Source organism: Pedobacter sp. ASV28 (genome assembly GCF_016428855.1).
In the GTDB taxonomy this organism is placed as follows: domain Bacteria; phylum Bacteroidota; class Bacteroidia; order Sphingobacteriales; family Sphingobacteriaceae; genus Pedobacter.
Genome location: NZ_JAELTN010000001.1, coordinates 101,668 through 122,271, shown reverse-complemented (window position 1 = coordinate 122,271; position 20,604 = coordinate 101,668). Strand labels below are relative to the sequence as shown.

The 20,604-nt window shown below is 40.0% G+C and carries 18 protein-coding genes; 9 read left to right on the top strand and 9 right to left on the bottom strand.

What is annotated here, in order from left to right; translation table 11 throughout:
• Positions 1–35 precede the first annotated feature (35 nt).
• Positions 36–371 carry a hypothetical protein gene (locus JHD79_RS00540; RefSeq protein ID WP_199117128.1) on the bottom strand — a complete coding sequence of 112 codons (336 nt, stop codon included), beginning with the start codon at positions 369–371 and terminating at the stop codon, positions 36–38.
• Between the two features lie 87 nt (positions 372–458).
• Between JHD79_RS00540 and hutU the strand changes: the two genes are divergently transcribed.
• Both hutU and JHD79_RS00530 read left to right on the top strand, forming a co-directional pair.
• Entirely contained in the window at positions 459–2,105 is a 1,647-nt protein-coding gene (hutU, locus tag JHD79_RS00535) for a urocanate hydratase (RefSeq protein ID WP_199117127.1), read from the top strand.
• Between the two features lie 331 nt (positions 2,106–2,436).
• Positions 2,437–3,066: a hypothetical protein gene (locus JHD79_RS00530; RefSeq protein WP_199117126.1), complete on the top strand. Its 630-nt coding sequence runs from the start codon at positions 2,437–2,439 to the stop codon at positions 3,064–3,066.
• A 12-nt stretch (positions 3,067–3,078) separates the two neighbouring features.
• On the opposite strand, the gene JHD79_RS00525 is transcribed toward JHD79_RS00530, so the two are convergent.
• The 3 genes from JHD79_RS00525 to JHD79_RS00515 form a co-directional block, all read right to left on the bottom strand.
• A complete protein-coding gene (locus JHD79_RS00525; RefSeq protein WP_199117125.1) occupies positions 3,079–3,633 on the bottom strand; it encodes a hypothetical protein in 555 nt (184 codons plus the stop codon).
• 145 nt (positions 3,634–3,778) lie between these two features.
• Positions 3,779–6,571 carry an outer membrane beta-barrel protein gene (locus JHD79_RS00520; RefSeq protein WP_199117124.1) on the bottom strand — a complete coding sequence of 931 codons (2,793 nt, stop codon included), beginning with the start codon at positions 6,569–6,571 and terminating at the stop codon, positions 3,779–3,781.
• 187 nt (positions 6,572–6,758) lie between these two features.
• The gene (locus JHD79_RS00515) at positions 6,759–7,358 is read right to left on the bottom strand and encodes an LEA type 2 family protein (protein ID WP_199117123.1); all 600 of its coding nucleotides are present in this window, start codon (positions 7,356–7,358) and stop codon (positions 6,759–6,761) included.
• A gap of 109 nt (positions 7,359–7,467) precedes the next feature.
• Here JHD79_RS00515 and JHD79_RS00510 point away from each other — a divergent pair, with 109 nt between their 5' ends.
• From JHD79_RS00510 to JHD79_RS00500, 3 genes are all read left to right on the top strand, one after another.
• Entirely contained in the window at positions 7,468–9,885 is a 2,418-nt protein-coding gene (locus tag JHD79_RS00510; RefSeq protein WP_199117122.1) for a PIG-L family deacetylase, read from the top strand.
• Between the two features lie 13 nt (positions 9,886–9,898).
• Complete coding sequence (locus tag JHD79_RS00505; protein ID WP_199117121.1) at positions 9,899–10,177, top strand: GxxExxY protein; 279 nt, start codon at positions 9,899–9,901, stop codon at positions 10,175–10,177.
• 135 nt (positions 10,178–10,312) lie between these two features.
• Positions 10,313–12,022: a sodium:solute symporter gene (locus JHD79_RS00500; RefSeq protein WP_199117120.1), complete on the top strand. Its 1,710-nt coding sequence runs from the start codon at positions 10,313–10,315 to the stop codon at positions 12,020–12,022.
• A 250-nt stretch (positions 12,023–12,272) separates the two neighbouring features.
• On the opposite strand, the gene JHD79_RS00495 is transcribed toward JHD79_RS00500, so the two are convergent.
• Positions 12,273–13,121 (bottom strand): DUF2911 domain-containing protein, encoded by an 849-nt coding sequence (locus tag JHD79_RS00495; RefSeq protein WP_199117119.1) that lies wholly within the window; start codon positions 13,119–13,121, stop codon positions 12,273–12,275.
• Between the two features lie 158 nt (positions 13,122–13,279).
• On the opposite strand from JHD79_RS00495, the gene JHD79_RS00490 reads away from it, so the two are divergent.
• Positions 13,280–14,101 carry an NAD(P)H-binding protein gene (locus JHD79_RS00490; RefSeq protein ID WP_199117118.1) on the top strand — a complete coding sequence of 274 codons (822 nt, stop codon included), beginning with the start codon at positions 13,280–13,282 and terminating at the stop codon, positions 14,099–14,101.
• On the opposite strand, the gene JHD79_RS00485 is transcribed toward JHD79_RS00490, so the two are convergent.
• Positions 14,102–15,412, bottom strand: a complete 1,311-nt coding sequence (locus JHD79_RS00485) for an alpha/beta fold hydrolase (RefSeq protein ID WP_199117117.1) — start codon at positions 15,410–15,412, stop codon at positions 14,102–14,104.
• 243 nt (positions 15,413–15,655) lie between these two features.
• On the bottom strand, positions 15,656–16,072 hold the full coding sequence (locus JHD79_RS00480; protein WP_199117116.1) for an OsmC family protein: 417 nt from the start codon (positions 16,070–16,072) through the stop codon (positions 15,656–15,658).
• Between the two features lie 124 nt (positions 16,073–16,196).
• Between JHD79_RS00480 and JHD79_RS00475 the strand changes: the two genes are divergently transcribed.
• Complete coding sequence (locus JHD79_RS00475) at positions 16,197–16,673, top strand: nuclear transport factor 2 family protein (RefSeq protein ID WP_199117115.1); 477 nt, start codon at positions 16,197–16,199, stop codon at positions 16,671–16,673.
• On the opposite strand, the gene JHD79_RS00470 is transcribed toward JHD79_RS00475, so the two are convergent.
• The gene (locus JHD79_RS00470; protein ID WP_199117114.1) at positions 16,660–16,941 is read right to left on the bottom strand and encodes an ATP-dependent Clp protease adaptor ClpS; all 282 of its coding nucleotides are present in this window, start codon (positions 16,939–16,941) and stop codon (positions 16,660–16,662) included. The genes JHD79_RS00475 and JHD79_RS00470 overlap by 14 nt on opposite strands.
• Positions 16,942–17,279: 338 nt before the next feature.
• Between JHD79_RS00470 and JHD79_RS00465 the strand changes: the two genes are divergently transcribed.
• Both JHD79_RS00465 and JHD79_RS00460 read left to right on the top strand, forming a co-directional pair.
• The gene (locus JHD79_RS00465; RefSeq protein ID WP_199117113.1) at positions 17,280–18,326 is read left to right on the top strand and encodes a 3-oxoacyl-ACP synthase III family protein; all 1,047 of its coding nucleotides are present in this window, start codon (positions 17,280–17,282) and stop codon (positions 18,324–18,326) included.
• 81 nt (positions 18,327–18,407) lie between these two features.
• Positions 18,408–19,352, top strand: coding sequence for a Smr/MutS family protein (locus tag JHD79_RS00460; RefSeq protein WP_199117112.1), 945 nt, complete (start codon positions 18,408–18,410; stop codon positions 19,350–19,352).
• Positions 19,353–19,666: 314 nt separating this feature from the next.
• On the opposite strand, the gene JHD79_RS00455 is transcribed toward JHD79_RS00460, so the two are convergent.
• Positions 19,667–20,542, bottom strand: coding sequence for an SDR family oxidoreductase (locus JHD79_RS00455; RefSeq protein ID WP_199117111.1), 876 nt, complete (start codon positions 20,540–20,542; stop codon positions 19,667–19,669).
• Positions 20,543–20,604: the final 62 nt, after the last annotated feature.

Here is a 20,604-nt window from a genome sequence, read left to right as displayed (position 1 = left end):
GGGATAAATGCACATAAATTAAGCTGAAAATATAATTATGGTAAAGCAGGGGGACCACGTAGGGAAGTGGTAATGAGTTCGGTAAATAGGCTTCCAACGAGTGGAAATATACTTTCTACCAACTTGCTGTTTAAGTGTACAAGGTAGGTGTAGAAATCTGCTGTAAAGTTTTTTTCGAAGTGGGCTTTACAGATGAGACAGTTCTCCGTCTCTGTTTTAACATGAACTTTGTGCGTACAGTTCTTTTCTACAACCGGAGGTGTATCTTCATGATGATGCAAAGCATTCCATGGCGTAATGGCCAGCGAAAAAACGCCTAGCATTACGATGGCAAAAAGCTGCTTTAGAAAACGGTACTTCTTTTTTTGCATCACTTGCAAAATTAAGCAAATAATAATTATTCATTACATTTGAAATTGTAACATCCTTCATGTAATTGTAAAATAAACACCAGATATATGGACTTGAGAATAAGCCAAACCCCTATTGGAAATACCTTAACCTGTAAGGGTTGGGTGCAGGAAGCTGCTTTGAGAATGTTGTTGAATAATCTTGATCCAGCGGTAGCTGAAAGGCCAACTGACCTTATTGTGTATGGCGGACGTGGAAAAGCAGCCCGCAATATGGCCGCTCTGGAGCTTATCATCAAGGCACTAAAGAATTTGGAAGAAGACGAAACCCTGCTTATCCAGTCGGGCAAGCCAGTGGGAATTTTACCTACACATAAAGATGCACCAAGAGTATTGATCTCTAATTCACAATTGGTGCCGAAATGGGCTACACAGCAGCATTTTGATGAGCTAGAAGATAAAGGTTTGATGATGTACGGACAGATGACAGCTGGTTCCTGGATCTATATAGGCTCTCAAGGTATAGTGCAGGGCACCTATGAAACTTATGCCGCACTGGCAAAAAAGCACTTTAATGGAAACTTAACAGGAACCTTAAATGTAACTGCCGGATTGGGCGGTATGGGCGGTGCACAACCGTTGGCCATTACCATGAATCAAGGGGTTTGCTTAGCGGCGGATGTAGAAGAATGGCGTATCCAAAAAAGATTGGAAACTAGGTATATCGATGAGATTTCCTATAACATAGATGAAGCTATAGACAGGGCCTTGCAATATAAGAAAGCGCAAAAGGCCATTTCTATCGGTGTGGTGTGTAATGCTGTTGAGCTGTTGCAGAGATTAATCGATAGAAATATTACACCAGATACGCTTACCGATCAAACATCGGCACACGACCCTTTAATTGGTTATTTTCCCGAAGGACTAACCGTAGCAGCGGCAACAGACTTGCGGACCAAAAATCCAGAAGAATATGTGAAACTTTCTTATGCTACCATGGCCAAACATGTGAGGCAAATGCTGGAACTGCAAAAGCGAGGAGCTGTGACCTTCGATTATGGAAATAACCTGCGAGGCAGGGCTTTGGAAGTAGGGGTTAAAAATGCTTTCGATTTCCCAGGATTTGTACCTGCCTACATTCGTCCCTTGTTCTGTGAAGGGAAGGGTCCTTTTCGCTGGGCTGCACTAAGTGGCGACCCACAGGATATTTATGAAACAGACCGGGTAATATTAGAATTGTTCCCAGAAAATGCCAGCTTAAAAAGATGGATTACCATGGCACAGGAACGTATCGCTTTTCAGGGCTTGCCAGCACGCATATGCTGGTTGGGACAAGGGGAAAGAGAAAAGGCAGGCTTAGCCTTTAACCAATTGGTAGCGAACGGTCGGGTAAAAGCGCCTATTGTTATTGGCAGGGATCATTTAGATACTGGTTCGGTGGCTTCCCCTAATCGGGAAACTGAAGCAATGTTGGATGGTTCTGATGCCGTAGCCGATTGGCCTATTCTAAATGCCTTGATCAATACAGCGGGTGGCGCAAGCTGGGTATCGCTACATCATGGTGGTGGGGTTGGTATAGGTTATTCTATCCATGCTGGAATGGTGATCGTAGCCGATGGTACTGAAGATGCTGCTAAACGATTGAAACGGGTATTGCACAATGACCCTGCCATGGGCGTAATACGTCATGCCGATGCAGGATATGATATTGCAAAAGACACCTTAAGGAAGCATAGGCTAGGCTTGGCATTTTAATCGAAAAAGTATGTTTATTAAAATAATACGCAATGGCTTACCACCTCAAAAACCTAGGGACAGCTAAGTGTCTGAGATGCTTAAAGAATTAGAGAAAGCTTGCTTTTTTTAGCTATGGCCGTGTTATGTTTTCTGCTGGTTGGCACTTTGCCATCCCTAGAAGAACAGGCCTTGTCTCGCTCGAAAATAACCTATAAATTACTTTACCATATAAATTTAAACAGGTACTAAATACCGAGCTTGTATCTGATAAAGAGAAGGTGGTTTGGTAAAATTAAATTCATTGTTTTTAGGTATAATTGATTTCTAAAATATCATTATATTCGACCCCATGCAACACCATAATTTCGACGTAGATATCGTCATCCCTTCATCAAAACAAAAAGTAAAGATCACTGCCGAAGCTATAGAGGTAAACCAAACCCGTATTGCCTGTGCAGATGTAGCTGCGGTAAAGTATGGCGTATCGTTAATTGGTTCTGTAAAAAAACCAATTAAGAAGAAGTATACTATTGATGTAAAGTCTAAAGAGGGCAAAGCCATAAGCGTGCAATTTGAAAGTAGTAAAGTTGGAGAACTATTGGAAGAAGACCATACCTATTATTATGTAATGTCTGGCTTGTGGCAATATGTGAAAAAACATTTGGTAAATGAGTTTATCGAAAAACTTAATGAGCAAGAAAAAATAGAAGTGGGTGTGGCCAAATTTGACTTTAAAGGTTTTGAAATGTTGTACAAAACTTGGTTTTGGGGCAAGACTAAAACGGTAATAGTACCTTGGAGCCAAATCAAATATTTTTTAGACAAAGGTGTGTTGCATATCCAAGATATGTATGATAAGAAAAAGAAAGTAGCGGTAAGTTTGCACAACGATTGGAATGCGGTAGTACTAAATACCTTGTTGCATTATCTTTCTCAAGAACATAGAAAAGAAAAGCTCGAAAAAGGAGAAAAAATATAAACTGAAGCCTCGCTATTTAGTGGGGCTTTTTTGTATGAGTAAAACTTCTTCTATGGTTTTGTCTGCGTAGTAATTCTCTACCTCTTTTGACCAACGTATTTTCGTCTGGCTATATTTTTTGGATAACAGAAGAGCGCTATCAGCTTGAAATGGCTTAAGTTTAACCACTAATACATTTGGCCTTATTCTCCGATCAAATTTTTCAAAAGTGGATACCTCTTTTTCAAGGGTAAAGCTAATGGTGGCAATACTATCGTTAGGCGATGGATCACAACCTCCTTTAAACTTATAGCCTTGACTAACATGGTAACTAAAGACCGGAAGTTCTAATTCTTTCAAAAGAAACCCTAGCCGTCGGTCGGTATAATAGTGCTTTCTTTGCTCAAAATTATATTCCAGATAATGGAGGGTATCATTTTTAAATTGACTGAAAGACTTATAAGCAGGTGCTTTTAGGTAAATGGTTGTAGTCTTTATGGATTTTGTGATTTGACGCCTTTTCTCTATAGGATTCGGCGTACAGCTAAAAAGAAGTAATGAAATATAAATCAGTAATATCATCTTCATAATTTTACGATGTACGTTTTGCGGCATTTCCATAAATACTGTAAGTTGGAAATAGTGTCACTACTGCTTAAACTAATTAAAAATAAGGATAAAACAACAAAGACCGCATCCACGGTCTTTTGTTCTTAATTAACTATTAACCTTGTTAGAACCTAAACATGGTTTCTCTACCGCCAACTTTTCCTCCAAAATTTTGGATGTTGTAAGTGAGGGTAAACAAGCCATGTCTGCCTAAGTTATTGGTCCTAACATCTCTTAAAGTGTTTTCAGTAATGTATAAATATCTTCGGGTATTGGTATTTAGGATATCGTTGATGGCACATTTTAACTGTAATCGGTCATTTTTCATGAATAGGAAAGTGATGGCCGCATTCCAGATCTGAATGTTATTGTTCATGCCGCCTACTGTTTGGGTATTATGTTGTAAACGATAGGTGCTTTCCCAAACCACCTTCTTGGGAAAACGGATAATCAATTCCGAGTCGCTACTGTGCGTTTGGTAATTGATATCGGTAAAGAAGCTGTCGGAATAGGTACTTTTGCTAAACGCAATGCTATACGATTCGCTAAGCTCTATTTTGTCATTTAAGTTAATCCTCCCTCCCAATCTGGGACCTATCGTATAATTGTTAGTAAAGCTTTTAACATCATTTACCATAACTACGCCCCTATTATAATTAGACCAGAAGCCTGTATTGACTGTAAATTGACGCTTGGTGCTCTTAAAATCTTTAGACAAGTTGCCATTAGCGTGGAACTGCCAAATGCCATCTTGGTTAATAGGCGTAGTAGTTTGCCTGCCGGGTGTGCTGGTGAGTGGACCATCTACCCATCTTTGCATGATTACGCCATCATTTTGTATACTGCCCCCCAAATAAGCGTTGTAGCTCAAAGTTCTCTTGGTATCATATTTATAGATATTCAAATTAATTTGGTGTGTTTTTGACGGGCGTAGATTAGGATTTCCATTTTGGATATATAAAGGATTGGTGTTGTTGGCCACGGGTTGTATATACCTAATGTCGGGTTCTCTGAAAGATGGGGTATAGCTGATATTTAAATCCTTATATCTAATATTAAGTTGTGGGGCAAAGAATTTAAAATGCTGTCCGAAATTATTGTTATTGTCGAATTTATTCTCCAGGTCAATGGTGTTAAAAACTACCCCCGGTTGAATGTTTAGATTTTTGTTTACTTTCCACCTTAAGCTAGCCCTGTTGTTGGTCTTATATCCATTTTGTATTACCGTTTCGGTAAGGGAAGGTACCGCAATATCATAGGCCTGGTTGCCTGGGTTCTTGTAGAACGTAGCTAAGGCATTTTCGTTGTCGATATAGTTACTGCTGGTCGCAATGTTTAAGCTCAACACCTTGTTTAGTGGCTCGGTATAATTGCCATTAAAGTTGATGCTGAAATTATTGACATTATTATCCCTTAGTTGATCTAAAGCTGAACTAGATGCAGGATTGTAATAATTATTCTCTGCAATGTTATAATTATCGGTGAGGTTGGTTCTCTTGCTTACATTTAGGGTAAAGTTTGCCGAGCGCCCAGTTTTTTTGAAATCCTTCCAAAGGCTAGATGACAAGTTGTATTGCGTATCGTTGCCCTTTAACCTGGAAAGGTTATTGCCGTCGTTTACTGGCTGGCCGGCAGCATTTGTACTATTTGTATTGGAATTGCCTTTATTATTGGAAATACCAATGGATACATTGGGCTCTATGGTCAATTTGGTCAAACTGTCGAGCTTAGCTTCTATCCTGGCGCCTATATTATGGCTGTAGCTTCTGTTGGTCTGTATGGAGTTGGAATTAGTAAATAATTTATTGCTACCTAAGGTTTGTTCTACATCAGTTAATTGGTTTAAGAAATTATCGCTATAGCCCAGAAAATATTTCCCATTGATTTTTGTTCCTTTTTTGGTAAGCGTATTAAAGTTGGCACCGGCACCAGCCGATTTTTGTATACCTCCAGACATGGCACCTCCAAATGAAATGCCGTTCAGTGCAAATCCCCCTTCGCTGTTTACCATCATAGAGTTTACGCCGTTTCTAGAAAAGCCACCAATTCGCATCACATCGCTAATGTTAAATCCGGGTTTGTTTACGTTATTGCCATAACCTAAAATGCTCACTTGGGTTGTATCTCTAAAGAAGTTCATAATGCCACCAGCTTCAAACAGCTCTCTCGGCCCTCCGCCAGCATAGATTTTTCCGAAGGCCCCACTTTTTATGGCCTTCTTCAGTTTAAGGTTAATAATCTGTGGCACATTACCAGCTACAATATCTGGGTCTCTACGCTTAGCTTCTATGTCATCTGTTACCTGTACCTTATCGATAATATTGGCAGGTAGATTTTTTGTGGCAATCTGTTGATCGCCGCCAAAGAATTCCTTTCCATCTACCAAGATCTTGCTTACCGCTTTTCCATTTACCATAATACCGCCTTCACTGTCTATAGAAACGCCGGGCAGTTTTTTTAACAGGTCTTCTACTACGGCACTGGGTAAGGTTTTGAAAGATTCGGCATTGAACTCGATGGTATCTTTTCTTACAATAATAGGAGGGCGTTCAGACTGGATCACCACCTCATTAAGGTTATTGGTTTTTTCTGAAAGATAAAGATTGCCTAAATTTAAATTGGGCTGGCTCGTACTGAGCGTAATTTCCTTTCTATAGATGTTGTACATCCAAGCGTTAATTACTAAGCGATATTTTGTTCCAATTTCAAGATTGTTGATTTTGAACACCCCTTTGTCATCGGAGAGTTTATAGGTATGAAGTACAGTATCGGTACCTTTAAAAACAGAAATGGTAGCAAAATTTAGCGTTGTTTTTTTATTGGTGCTATCTAATAAAGTGCCGGTTAAGCTACCTTTTTGCGCAAAAGACAGTTGGTAGAGCAGTAGAAAAGAGAGTAATAATAGAAGCTTCTTCATGGTTTAGTTTTCTTCAAAGACGCAAGGGATAGCATAATGTTGCTTAAAACTAATAAATTAGTTTAAACTAAAACAATAGTTTTTGTTTTTTAGTGCTATCCCAATAGTTTTATCTTGTGTTTGCTAAACTACGAAATATTTCGTATATTTAAATATTAGATTTGTTTTTTATACATTTTTCACTATACTACAGCAAAATTTTGCTGCTCACTTCTTTATCTATGGTGATGTAGCCAGGGTATTTGATCAATCCTCCTGCTACTTTAATGGATGGGCGTATCTTCAGGGTAACCAATCCTTTTTTTTCATTGCCGTTGGTAGCCCCACTAATAAAAGCGCCTATATCATCCAACATTTTGCTGTCGGTTAAGAACTGATAAATGTTCGCGTTTACTTGTACGGGTACTTGGGTGGTTTGCCCTGCGCCAATAGTCACACTCTGATCAACTGATCCGCTGAAAATCTCTTGCTTATTGATCAAAACGATATAGTCAAAATTGTTGATGGCAGCTAAAGCGTTGGATGGATTGCTGATTTCGAGATTTAATTTAGCCCGTAGGGGGATATCCTTTCTCAATAAGCCCAAGGCAATACCGGGAATACTCATTGTATTTACCGATTTTCCTTCCATCAGTTTTCTTACATCGGTACCCGCAATGGTAATATTGGTCGCATCGGTTAAGCGATAATCGCATTTTTCCAATGCTTTGATTTGTTGTGCCTGTTTGTTTATGCCACAAGAGGCTAAACCAAGGATCATGAAGCAGGCCAAAAAGAAATTTTTCATCAGTATATAATTAAGTTTTGTGTGTTCAGTAAATTGTTACGCAAACAACGTTCCATTTCCAAACGCTTTGGTAAAATTTAACTATTTTAGCCCTACAACCTAATACATAATGAACATCAGGATATTTTTTCTTGCTGTTTCGCTATTGCCATGTTTTGTAAAAGCGCAAATGCAACAGCTAAATGCAGCAGAAATAGCACAAGGTCTTTCAGGTCTTTCGGTAAAAGGTAGCGTACTTTATATTGCTGCCCATCCCGACGACGAAAATACGAGATTGCTAGCTTATTTGGCAAAAGAAGCCAATGTAAAAACAGCTTATCTATCACTTACCAGGGGTGATGGTGGGCAGAACTTAATTGGTAACGAACAGGCCGAACTCTTGGGGCAGATTAGAACCCAAGAATTGCTTGCGGCCAGAAAAGTTGATGGAGCCAGGCAGTTTTTTACCCGTGCCAATGATTTTGGCTTTTCTAAAACATCGGTCGAAACTTTTAACATTTGGGGCAAAGAACAAATTTTAGCTGATGCCGTTTGGGTGATCAGGAAATTTAGACCTGATGTAATTATTACGCGTTTTCCTGAGGATTCGCGGGCTGGACATGGTCACCATGCAGCATCGGCAATAATTGCAAGGGAGGCTTTTGTAGCCGCAGCAGACCCTAAGCGCTATCCAGAACAGTTGGAAAAAGGTGTTGAGGCTTGGCAGGCTAAGCGTATCTTATGGAACACTTATAATTTTGGGGGAAATAATACGACAGCTTCAGACCAATTGAGGATAGATGTGGGCGGTTATAACCCATTTTTGGGCAGGAATTATGGTGAAATTGCAGCCATTAGCCGTACCAATCATAAAAGTCAGGGTTTTGGCTCGGCTTTACAAAGAGGTGAAGCTTTCGAATATTTTAGCCATACTGCGGGCGAACCAGCAAAAAGTTCGTTGTTTGATGGAGTAAACATTTATGTAGCCAATGCGGCAATAACAAAGTTGTTGGCAGACATCCAAGCAAATTATCAGCTGAAACAACCTGCCGCTTCTTTGCCTGCTTTGCTAAAACTGAAAAAAATAGCTGCTCATGAGAAAGATTTTAACCATCAATTATTGGAGGAGCTGATTATGGCCTGTGCCGGTCTTTGGGTGGAAGCCATTGTTCCAGAGTCTAGTTATGCCGTTGGCGATTCTATACCTGTGAGCATCAATACCATTTATAGGGCTAACTTTGCCCAACTAAAAATAGTTGCCCAAATAGGAAACCAGTCTTTGCCGATGAAGGACAATAAACTATCAACTGCGAAATATGCCATAAAAGCAGGACAGGCCGATATTACCCAGCCATACTACCTCAAAAAAGAACATCCCATAGGATATTATATCATTGATAAACAGGAAGAGGTGGGGTATCCTGAAAATCCGAATGGGCTAACCGCAAAAGTAAAGTTTGAATTGAACGGAGAAACGTTTAGCATGAGCCTACCGATTTTCTATAAATCAACAGATCCTATCAAGGGAGAGCAATATCAACCTTTGGTAATTGCCCCAAAAGTGACGGCCACCCTTAGCGATCAGGCTTATCTTTTTATCAATAATCAACCAAGGACAATAGAGGTAAGCTTAAAAAGCTTTACCAAAAATGTTGCTGGCGAAGTTGTACCTGTTTTGCCTGCTGGATGGAAAGCAAGTCCAGCAAAAATCGCGTTTAATTTCTCACAAAAGGGAGATGGACAAGTGGCCATATTCAATATTCTACCGGATGGTAATTCAGCTTCGGCAAAATTGTCCTTAGACGTGAATATTGGTGCCGAAGTGGCGCATAAAGGATTAAGAACTATTCGTTATGATCATATCCCCAATATCAACTTGTTCCCTACGGCTACGGCAAGGTTAGAAGTAGCCGATTTAAAGATTGGCGGAAAACGTATTGCCTACCTTGATGGCGCTGGAGACTTGGTGGCCAATGCCCTGCAGCAGGTGGGCTATGAAGTAAGCCACCTCAATACCTCACAAATCTTATTAAATGATCTTTCTGCTTATGATGCCATTGTTACGGGGGTAAGGTTTTTTAATGTAAATGAAGAAGCCAAGGCCATTTATCAAAAGTTGATGGATTATGTAAAAAATGGCGGTGTACTGCTAGAACAGTATAATGTAAACAATGGGTTAAAATCGATGAATTTTGGTCCGTATCCTTTTAACCTGGTTAATAAGCGCGTTACAGAGGAAGAGGCTAAGGTAACTTTTATGAAGCCAGAACATGCGGTGTTAAATTATCCGAATAAGATTACAGAAAAAGATTTTGCGAATTGGGTACAGGAGAGAGGGCTGTATTTTGCTGAAAATATAGATCCCAAATATCAAACTGTATTAAGTATGAATGATACTGGGGAAGCCCCAAATGAAGGGTCGCTTCTTATTGCCGATTACGGAAAGGGCAAGTTTGTTTATACTTCGTTAGCCTTCTTTAGGCAGCTACCGGCTGGTGTACCTGGTGCTTATCGCTTGTTTGCAAATTTGTTGGCCAAGTCACTGTGAATTTTGATTTACTATGATTAATGAACAGTACAGATATTCAGAGCTAACCGCTAAAATCATACGTTGTGCCATGCATGTACATCGTGCTCTTGGCAACGGAGTTGATTTTTTAGTTGAAGGTGTAATTTCGGTTGAGCTGAAAGCAAGAACTCAAATAGAAGATGTGCATTTTGCGCAAGCAATTAATTATCTAGAAGCCTATAAGCTAGAGGTGGGCTTGCTAATCAATTTTGGAGAAAGAACTTCGAATTTTAAGCGTTTTGCTAACAAAAAATATAGGCCATCATCGTAATCATAAAAATCAAATGAATCAAAGTAAAAATGACCTACCCCCTTTCGTGAAAAGCTGGAAACAGTTTTATTACCTGTTACTGCTGTGGCTGGTCTTATTAATCGTATTGTTTTATGCTTTTACCAACTATTTTAAATGAGTAATATAGATTGGGCCGTATTGCTCCTCACCCTGTTGGGCATAGTGGGTTATGGGGTTTACAAAAGTAGGGGCACCAAAAGCATGGATGCCTATCTGTTGGGTGGTCAAAGTATGCCCTGGTATACCGTTTGCCTTTCGGTAATGGCTACACAGGCCAGTGCCATTACTTTTCTTTCTGCTCCAGGTTTGGCTTATTCTTCGGGCATGAGCTTTGTACAGTTTTATTTTGGTCTGCCCTTGGCCATGATTGTACTCTGTATCACCTTCGTACCCATCTTTCATCGTTTGAAAGTGTATACGGCATATGAATATCTTGAACAACGCTTCGATTTTAAGACCAGAGCCCTAACGGCATTTTTGTTCCTTATCCAGAGGGGATTGTCTACAGGAATTACCATTTACGCACCTGCCATTATTCTTTCTACCATCTTAAACATCAATACCACTTATACCACCTTGTTTATGGGTGGATTGGTGATCTTTTATACGGTATTTGGGGGTACAAAAGCGGTATCATATACACAATTATTGCAGATGACCATTATTTTTAGCGGGCTTTTTGCTGCTGGGGTAGTGGTGGTACATCTATTGCCCGCAAGTGTGGGATTGGGTAAGGCCATTAGTATTGCCGGAAAAATGGGGCGCACCAATGCCATCGATTTCGACTTTAGTTGGACCAATCCCTACAATGTTTGGAGTGGAATAATTGGCGGTTTTTTCTTGCAGCTTTCTTATTTCGGCACCGATCAAAGTCAGGTGGGGAGGTATTTGACCGGAGCTTCTGTTGGACAAAGTAGGTTGGGCCTGTTAATGAATGGTTTGGTCAAAATTCCCATGCAGTTTCTCATTTTGCTAATCGGCGTATTGGTTTTTACCTTTTATCAATATAACAAGGCGCCATTGTTTTTCAATAGTTACGAGCTTAATAAGCTAAAGAGCAGCGAGCATAAAGAAGAGTTGGCGCAGCTACAACTGCAATATGATCAACATTTTGAGCAAAAAAAGGTAGAGGTACAAAAATTGGATGAGGCATTATCGCATAATGACCAAATAGCGATCGATCAACAACGTATAGCGGTAAAAAAGGCAGATGAAGAGGCCAAAGAAATCAAAGAAAGCGTGAAGGCCTTGATGTTAAAGAATGATGAAAAGGCATCGACCAATGACAATAATTATATCTTTTTGAGCTTTGTTACCGAATATCTTCCAAAAGGATTGATAGGCCTGCTTATTGCCATTATCTTTTTGGCTTCCATGGGTTCTACGGCAAGTGCGCTAAATTCTTTGGCCTCTACCACGGTAGTGGATATTTACAAACGCCTCATTAATACAACGGGCAACGATGGGCAATACGTAAGTGCCTCAAGATGGGCCACCATTTTATGGGGCTTGGCGTGTATCATTATGGCACTTTACACCAGTAAAATTGGTAATCTGATAGAAGCGGTAAATATTTTGGGGTCCTTTATTTATGGAACTATTTTAGGGGTTTTTCTGGTCGCTTTTTACGTTAAGCAAGTAAAAGGTAAAGCGGTTTTTTATGCCGCAATTTTAGCTGAACTGATGGTGTGTATTCTGGGCTTTAATGAGGTTGTTGCCTATTTATGGTTAAATGTGGTGGGCTGTTTGGCTGTGGTTATTATTGCTTGTATACTACAGCGATTGATCAAAGAAAAAACCGTTGAAGCAAGTCCCACGGTTTAAAGTTCTAATAGACCTAAAATTTATAAGGCTTAGGGAGTTTAACTTTTGTTGGTTATTGATTTTTAATGGCAAAGTTCAGGGCTTCGTCGTTTAAGGACTTTCCAAGTCTCAGGGATAAAAAGCGTTATAAGAGATTGCTTCGCAAAGCTCGCAATGACTCTAATTATTTTCGTTGTTACAAGGTACGAAGCAATCCTACGACAGTTGCATGGCGCTTTAAGATTGTTTCGTACCTCGTAATGAGGTACTACTATTTCTTTGTTTCTTCCAACAACTGGGTATTCAGGCGAATGTATTCGTCGTTTTTAATCTTAGTGGCAATTTCTATTCCTTCTTTTGCCGTTTTTGCAGCACCAGCTTTGTCACCCATTTTTAACTGAACGCGACCTTTCCATAGTTTTACCCAAGGCGCATCGGTCATTTGTTTTTCAGCTTCGTTCATCCATTCTAAAGCTGTTTTAAGGTCTTTCCCATTGCTATAATAGTATTGTGCGGCTTCAAAGTAAGGTTTTTTCTCTCCCTTCATTGCCTCGGCAATATTGGCCATTACCCTCTCATCTACAGCAGCGCTCAGGTTTATACTTACCAAGGTATTTTCCCATGCTAATTGCATTTGGGCAGACGAGTCATATACGTTGGCAAATTGGATGGTAAAAGTTTCTACTTTGTCCTTCAAGGTCGTAGGTTTTACTTTTACACGAAGCACATCATTGGCCTCGCTATAGGTATAAGCACCCCATTCCTTAACACCTTTATTGAAGATAATGGTCCATTCTGTTTTACCGGGAATAGTAAATAAAGCGTATTCACCAGCAGCCAGCTCTTTTCCTTCAATTTTCACCGCATCGGTAAATTTAATGACCGTAGCAGAGTTGGCTCCAGTGCGCCAAACTTTATCATAAGGTTCTAAACCGCCAAAAATTTTACGACCTTTTACATTTGGACGAGAATAGCTTAAGGTAATCTTACCTAATCCAAAATCTTGTGTAATGGTTTGTGGTGTACTTGCTTGAGGTAATTTTAAGCCTTGTGCCTTAAGGTTTTCGCCCAAGGTAACCAGTACAAAAAGTACTAAAATGAGTTTGATTGATGATTTCATTTTTTTATTCTTTTGTTTTGTTAATGTGTGATATGATTTTTTCAATGGCATTAATGAACTTTCCCGATTAATTGGGATCGGTTTAGTTGTGAGCTAAAATTACAGAATAAATCTTTGATGATTTCAGGCTAGACATAATTATGTTATTTTGCAAACAAATGGAAATAAAGACGGTCAGTATTTTAGGTTGCGGTTGGTTTGGCTTGGCATTTGCAAAAGCCTTACTGGAGCGAAGTTATGGGGTTAAAGGGTCTACAACAAGTGCAGATAAGCTAGAAAAGTTGAGTGCAGAAGGTATTAAACCTTATCTAATCAACTTAAATGAAGAAGAGTATTTGCCAAGTGATTTCTTTAATGCCGATGTTCTTTTTATCAGCGTGCCGCCAAGGGCTAAAGCGGAAAGCTCATCTCAATATCCCGACAAAATAAAGAAGGTCATAGCAGCGGCAAAACAACAGGTACAACAAGTGGTTTTTGTGAGTTCGACAGGAGTTTTTGAAGATGGGAACTTTGCAGTCGACGAAAATACGCGCCCTCACCCTCAAACAGACGCAGGGCGGGCGATATTGGCCACAGAAGATTTGTTGAGGAGGCATGAAAACTTTAGCACTACTATTGTACGTTTTGCTGGTCTGATTGGAAAGAACAGAAATTTGGCAAGACATTTTGCAGGAAAAAGGGATATTCCAAATGGCCTGGCTCCAATCAATCTGATCGAATTGCAAGATTGCATAGGCATTTGCCTGAAAATTATCGAAACACAAAATTTCGGTAAAATCTATCATGCCGTAACACCCCATCATCCAAACAGGGCTGAGTTTTATGAAAGCCTATGCTTAAGATCGGGTATGGAAGAAGCCAAATTTAAACGGGAACTATTACCATGGAAACAGGTCAATAGTAGTAATGTGCCTCAAACTTTAAATTACGATTTCAAAGTTAAAAACTGGTTTCAATGGATGGAAAATCTGTCTTTCTAATTATTTCTGTTTTATCCAAGTGGCAATATCGGTTATGACCTCTTCATCTACATTAGCTGGAACCTGATATTGAAGGATGGTACCTTTTTCTGTTTGTGGGCTTAGCAAATGGTTTAAATCTGGGTATAGCTTTAGGGTAACGTTACTTTTATTGTCTAGTGCGGCATGCCATAGGTTGTAATCCGCTTCCGAAACCTGAAAGTCGTATCCGCCTTGTATAATAAAAATACGTTGCTTGTTTAGCTTCTTCGCCACGGCAACCTGGTCATAATTATTCAGGTCTACCCAATAACTCGCAGGTAAGCCTATAACCACTGAGTCGGGTTTCATGCTTCCCAGTTCGGTGAACCTGCTCTTTTCTATTTGGGAAATGGCTTCTTTCAACTGTTGCTGCATGGTTGCAGAGGTGTCCCTAGTTTGTGCAGCCATGTATTCGTTCTGTTCGATAATAAGATCGGTAAGTTTGCGGGCGGGAGCGGCTGCTAAAATAATCCCTTTTAAATCTGGAGCTAAAGTAGCTAACCTTGGCGCCAACATTCCTCCAAGGCTATGCCCCAATAAATAAATGCTTTTTGGATCTGCTCCTTCTATTTTTTTAGCCATATTGATGGCCAGAAGTGCATCATCTATGGTTTCCTCTTTAACTGTAAAAGATTTACTGAAATCGTTAGGGTAGACCATGGTTCTCTTTACATAACGTATGGTGGCAATTCCCTTGGCGGCCAGGCCTGCGGCTATATCTTTAAAAGGCTTATTGGGGCCAACCGTTTCGTCCATGTCATTAGGCCCAGAGCCATGAACCAATACCACCACGGGAAATTTAGCGACATTTTTGGGGGTAGTGATAATGGTGGCCAGTTGGTGGCCGGGAAATTCAATATATGTTGATTTTTCTTTGTATAAAGTTGTATCGGCATAAACGGGCTTTTTATAGATAGCCGCCTTTGGAGGCATATGTAAACCGACTAATTTTTCATTCTTGTCAAATAGTAAAATAAAATCCTGCTTGTCTTTCTCAAATTCACCATTCACGGTAATGGCATAATAATCGCCCTGCGCTTTGCTGCCAGAAGCATCAATAGCTGTAACTTTCCCCAGTCTACTTTCTAAATTTGTCCAAAATTGCTTTAGATTTTCCGTACTTACCCTAGCTTTTCCCTCTTCAGAGAAATAGTTATGAGCCTCCTCAAATTTTCCGGCAGCAAAAAGATCGAAAAAGGTATTGGCTTTGCCAAAAAGGCTGAAAATATTTTGAGAAAAGCTGTTGAATGCCAAAGAAATCAGTGCAATAATTAAAAAAATCTTCTTCATAAGAAACAGAGAAATTAGTGTTAAGCTTAAGTACCAAAAGTACTATTTTTTGTAACTAAACCAACTGTATTTTTAGTTAAAACAAAAAAGGGTATCTAAAAGTCTTATGGCCAACCCCATGAGCACAGGAACCCCAAAAAAGGATTATTAAGCTACCCAATCCTGTCGGCCGCAGCTAGGCGGGCTGGGTATGGCGGTTAGTGTGGAACTTTTAGATAACCCTTACAAGAATGAAAAAATTGTTTATAACAACTCCGATTCTAAAGTAATTTCTGTATTCAGCAATTTCGAGATGGGGCAGTTTGCCTTGGCATCGGCTACCAATTCGTCAAATTTCTCTTTAGACAATCCGTCGGCCTTTACCTTCACCACCAAATGAATATTGTCTATCTCGCCTTTTTCTGGGTTTAGGTTTACGGTTGCTTTTGTTTCTATAGATTCAGGAGTAATATTTTCTGCAGAAATATTGAAACTTAATTTCATGCTAAAGCATCCGGCATGCGCTGCGGCAACTAATTCTTCTGGATTGGTGCCAACACCTTCCTCAAATCGGCTCTTGAAGGAATATTGGGTAGCATTTAAGGTGGTGCTTTGGGTGGTCAGTGTACCTTTGCCATCTTTTCCAGTGCCGTTCCAAACGGCGGTTGCATTTCTTTTCATAATGGTTAAATTTTAATTGATGATCAAGTTCGATAGATAAAAATACAATCGACTTATAAATTTAATGTTTTTAGGAGGTTAATTGTTTTTATAAATTTAACCTTTGTAACTTAAATCTTTTTATATGACACCTAATGAACAACTGATCGATCAGTTTTATACGAGCTTTGGCAAGAAAGATTTTCAGGGCATGCAGCACTGTTATGCCGACTCTGCTATTTTTAACGATGCGGTTTTTAAGCACCTGAATGCCGAGCAGGTAAAGGCCATGTGGCAAATGCTCTTGTCAAGAAGTGGTGATCTAAAGATTGTACATCGTGATGTTCGGGAGAAAGAAGGTTTGGTCACCGCACATTGGGAAGCAAGCTACACTTTTACGGCAACGGGAAATAAGGTGGTGAATAAAATTGATGCCGAATTTGAAATTCAAGATGGAAAAATTGTTAGGCATACAGACCACTTCAACTTCTATAATTGGGCAAAACAGGCATTTGGTGGAGGTGGTTTTCTTTTGGGCTGGACAAAGTTTTTCAGGGAAAAGGTAACAGCTACCGCCATGAAAAAATTGGAAGAATATAGGTCGAAGGTTAATCTACGGTAACGGTAAGCCCCTCTTGTTGCAAAATTTTTCGATAAACTTCCATTTCCGTAAATGAACCTTCCAATACGGCACATTTACCTTTGTTGTGTACTTCCCAAGCAATCTTTTCAGCTTGAGCTTCGTTGTAGTCCAAATATTTCATCATGCACCAAATTACATGGTCAAAAGTATTTACATCATCGTTCCAAAGAATTAAACGATGGACAGTTTTGAGTGAGGTTAAAATCTCTTCAAGGGTAAATGTTTCTTCCTTGGTTTGTGTTGACATGATACAAAAATACAAATAGATTTACGAAATACGATTTTAGATTTACGATTTGATTAGGAAAATCAAAACCTGTGGTTCTTAGGTCATGATAGCCCCGTTATCCACTTCAATTCCCGATGAAAAACCGGGATATTTCCGCTACTACCGGGTTTAGCTAACAAAAACCTCACATTAAACTTAATGCTGTTAGATAAATCCCTCCATTCTCTGCTTAAAAAGGTATTCGCAAAGTGCCGCAATGAAAAATGCAATATGGTGTAGTCCTTATTCTTTGCTCCTTACTCTTTGTTCCAACAAAACCGTAAATTAGCCTATCTTTGTTTATCAAACCGCCTAATATGTATAGTTCAAAAATTGCTGGCATAGGTCACTACGTGCCTAAAAACGTATATACCAATAACGATTTATCGCGCTTCATGGAAACCAGTGATGAGTGGATACAAGAACGTACAGGCATTAAAGAGCGCCGTTTTGCAGATAGGTACGAAGAAACCACCACCACCATGGGCATTGAAGCGGCAAAAGTGGCAATGGAACGAGCAGGTACAACAGCACAAGACATCGACTTTATTATATTTGCCACTTTAAGCCCAGATTATTATTTTCCAGGCTGTGGTGTTTTGTTGCAACGTGAAATGAAGATGAAGGAGATTGGTGCTTTGGATATTCGCAACCAATGTTCTGGCTTTGTGTATGCCCTTTCCGTTGCCGACCAATTTATCAAGACGGGCATGTACAAAAATATATTGGTAGTGGGTAGTGAAAAACATTCCTTTGCCATGGATTTTGATACCCGTAGCCGTAACGTGTCGGTTATTTTTGGTGACGGGGCAGGAGCCGTTGTTCTGCAAAGAGCAGAAAAGAAAGGACAAGGTATTTTGAGTACACACTTGCACAGTGATGGTGCTGATGCCGAAATCTTGGCCATGTATTATCCAGGCGCACATGCCAATAAATGGCTGAAGAACAAACCACCTTTCCCCGACCAGGAATTGGGCGGATTATTTATGACCACCGAGCAGTTGGAAAGTGGCGCGGCATTGCCTTATATGGATGGACCTGCGGTATTTAAAAAAGCAGTGGTCAAGTTTCCCGAAGTCATTAACGAAGCTTTGGCTGCAAATCACCTTAGTGCCAATGATATCGATCTATTGGTGCCACATCAAGCCAATTTACGCATTAGCCAATATGTACAGCAATTGCTGGGACTAAGCGACGATAAGGTGTTTAACAATATACAGAAGTATGGAAACACTACGGCAGCATCGGTACCCATAGCTTTAAGCGAAGCTTGGGAAGCAGGAAAAATAAAAGAAGGAGATTTAATTTGCTTAGCTGCTTTTGGTTCTGGCTTTACTTGGGCCAGCGCTTTAATAAAATGGTAAATTTGGTTGTGGGTTGCTAGTTATGAGTTATAACATGTAGGATAGCCCATAACCTTAACTCGTAACCCATAACTCAAAAATATGTTCAAAATAGGAGATTACGTTCGTTTTGTTGACGAAAAAAGAGAAGGTTATATCACCCGTGAAATAGATGCACTAACCGTAGGGGTAACCGATTCCGATGGCTTTGAGATACCTGTGGCCAAAAATAATCTTACTTATGTACATGGCCACCACAGCAATGCCGATACGGTAAACAATGCCATGCCAAGCAAGCAGGTTGATGAGAAATTTGTGGAAGAAGGTGTTTATTTGGCCGTAGCCGAAGACCATAAAGCCTCGGTAGTAGCACATTTTACCCTGGTAAACCGGAGCTCTTATCAATTGCTGCTTACCTTAAAAACAGAACGAAGCGGTAAGTATAAAGGTGACTTTGCAGGCGTGATCCAGCCAAAGGGCAGTGTACAGATTTATACGGCCAACCTAGGCGATTTGGATAATTGGCCTAATTTTACTTTTCAGGTGCTTTATTTTACGCCTGAAAATGTAAAACCGAAAGCTCCTTTATTGCTAGAGAAAAGATTTAGGGCTAAAGACTTTAGCGGGGCTAAGAAACAGATTGTAGAACTCAACAAATATGGTTGGGAACTGCGTTTAGATGAAGCTGCTGTTGTTATTGATGCACAAAGACTAAAAGAGAGCTTCTTTACCCAAAAAGAGGACAAACCCAAGTTGCCCAGACCGGCAAAAGAAATAGACCTGCATATTGAAAAATTGAGGGATGACCATCATTTTCTCTCCCAAACAGAGATATTGAATGTTCAATTAGATGAATTTCAGAAAGCTTTAGATGCTGCTATTGTACATCAAATGCCTTCTATTATATTTATACATGGTGTAGGTAATGGTACCTTAAGAGACCATATCCATAGAACCATTAGTAAGCATGCACAGGTACGTACCTTTATGGATGCTCATAAAGAGAAATTTGGTTATGGCGCAACGGAGGTGATTTTTAAATCCTAAGCTGTCATTCAGAGCGCATCTTGTGCCGATTTTATCGGTAGTGAAGAATCTTTTTAATAATGTTTCAATTATGCTTGTTATAGATTCTTCCAAAGTCGGAATGACAAGTTCATTACTTGATGTAATTTCGGGATAAAGAGTGATCTCACTAGCTTCCTGCGTTCACCTTTAAGACCGACCTTGGCTAATGTGGCAAGCCATAATGGGCCAAGACAGTTGCTTTGCAGAATCAGGCCCAACCGGCCATTCAGGGGAAAATAGGTTTGAACGCAAAACGTACTTTTTTGACTTGCCTTAACCCGAAATTAAGTTACTTAACTCCCTTTGGCACTCCTGGTCATCTGTTCCAACATGTCCCACATTTCGGTTGGTATGGCTTCCAAGCCGTTCATTTGACCCGCACCCTGTAGCCATTCGCCACCGTCAATGGTAATCACTTCGCCATTGATATAGCTGGAAAAATCACTAATTAAAAAAGCTGCCAGATTAGCCAACTCTTGATTATCTCCCACCCGTTTTAAGGGAACACGATTTTTGAAGTCAAACTTTTCGGCCAAATCGCCTGGCAGGAGCCTGTCCCAAGCGCCCTTGGTAGGAAATGGGCCAGGGGCAATGGCATTGGTACGTATGCCATATTTGCCCCATTCAACAGCTAAAGATCTCGTTAGGGCTAATACGCCGCCCTTGGCACAGGCCGAAGGCACCACATAAGCAGAGCCGGTAAAGGCATAGGTGGTTACAATATTTAATACGTTTGCTGCTTGTTTTTGACTAATCCAGTGTTTACCAAATGCCAAAGTACAGTTTACTGTTCCCTTTAGTACAATATCAATAATACTTGAAAAGGCATTGGCCGATAGCCTTTCTGTAGGAGAGATAAAGTTTCCTGCGGCATTATTCAATAGTCCATCAACCTTGCCAAACTTTTCGATGCTCTTCTGTAGCATATTCTCTACCTGCTCGTAGTCCCTTACATCACATTGTACGGCCAAAACCTTAGCTCCCGTTTCGGCGGCCATTTCATCGGCAGTTTTTTGCAATACCTCCAGTTTTCTGCTGGTAATCACCAGGTTGGCACCTAACTTTAAAAAATAAGTTCCCATGGCGCGGCCCAAGCCTGTACCACCACCGGTTACTACTATGGTTTTTCCTTTTAAGGAATCATCTTTTAACATGGGCTGATTGTACATATCCGGAATATTTAGTAATTAGAGATTCGTATTTAAATGTGAGATATGAGATTTGCATTGCG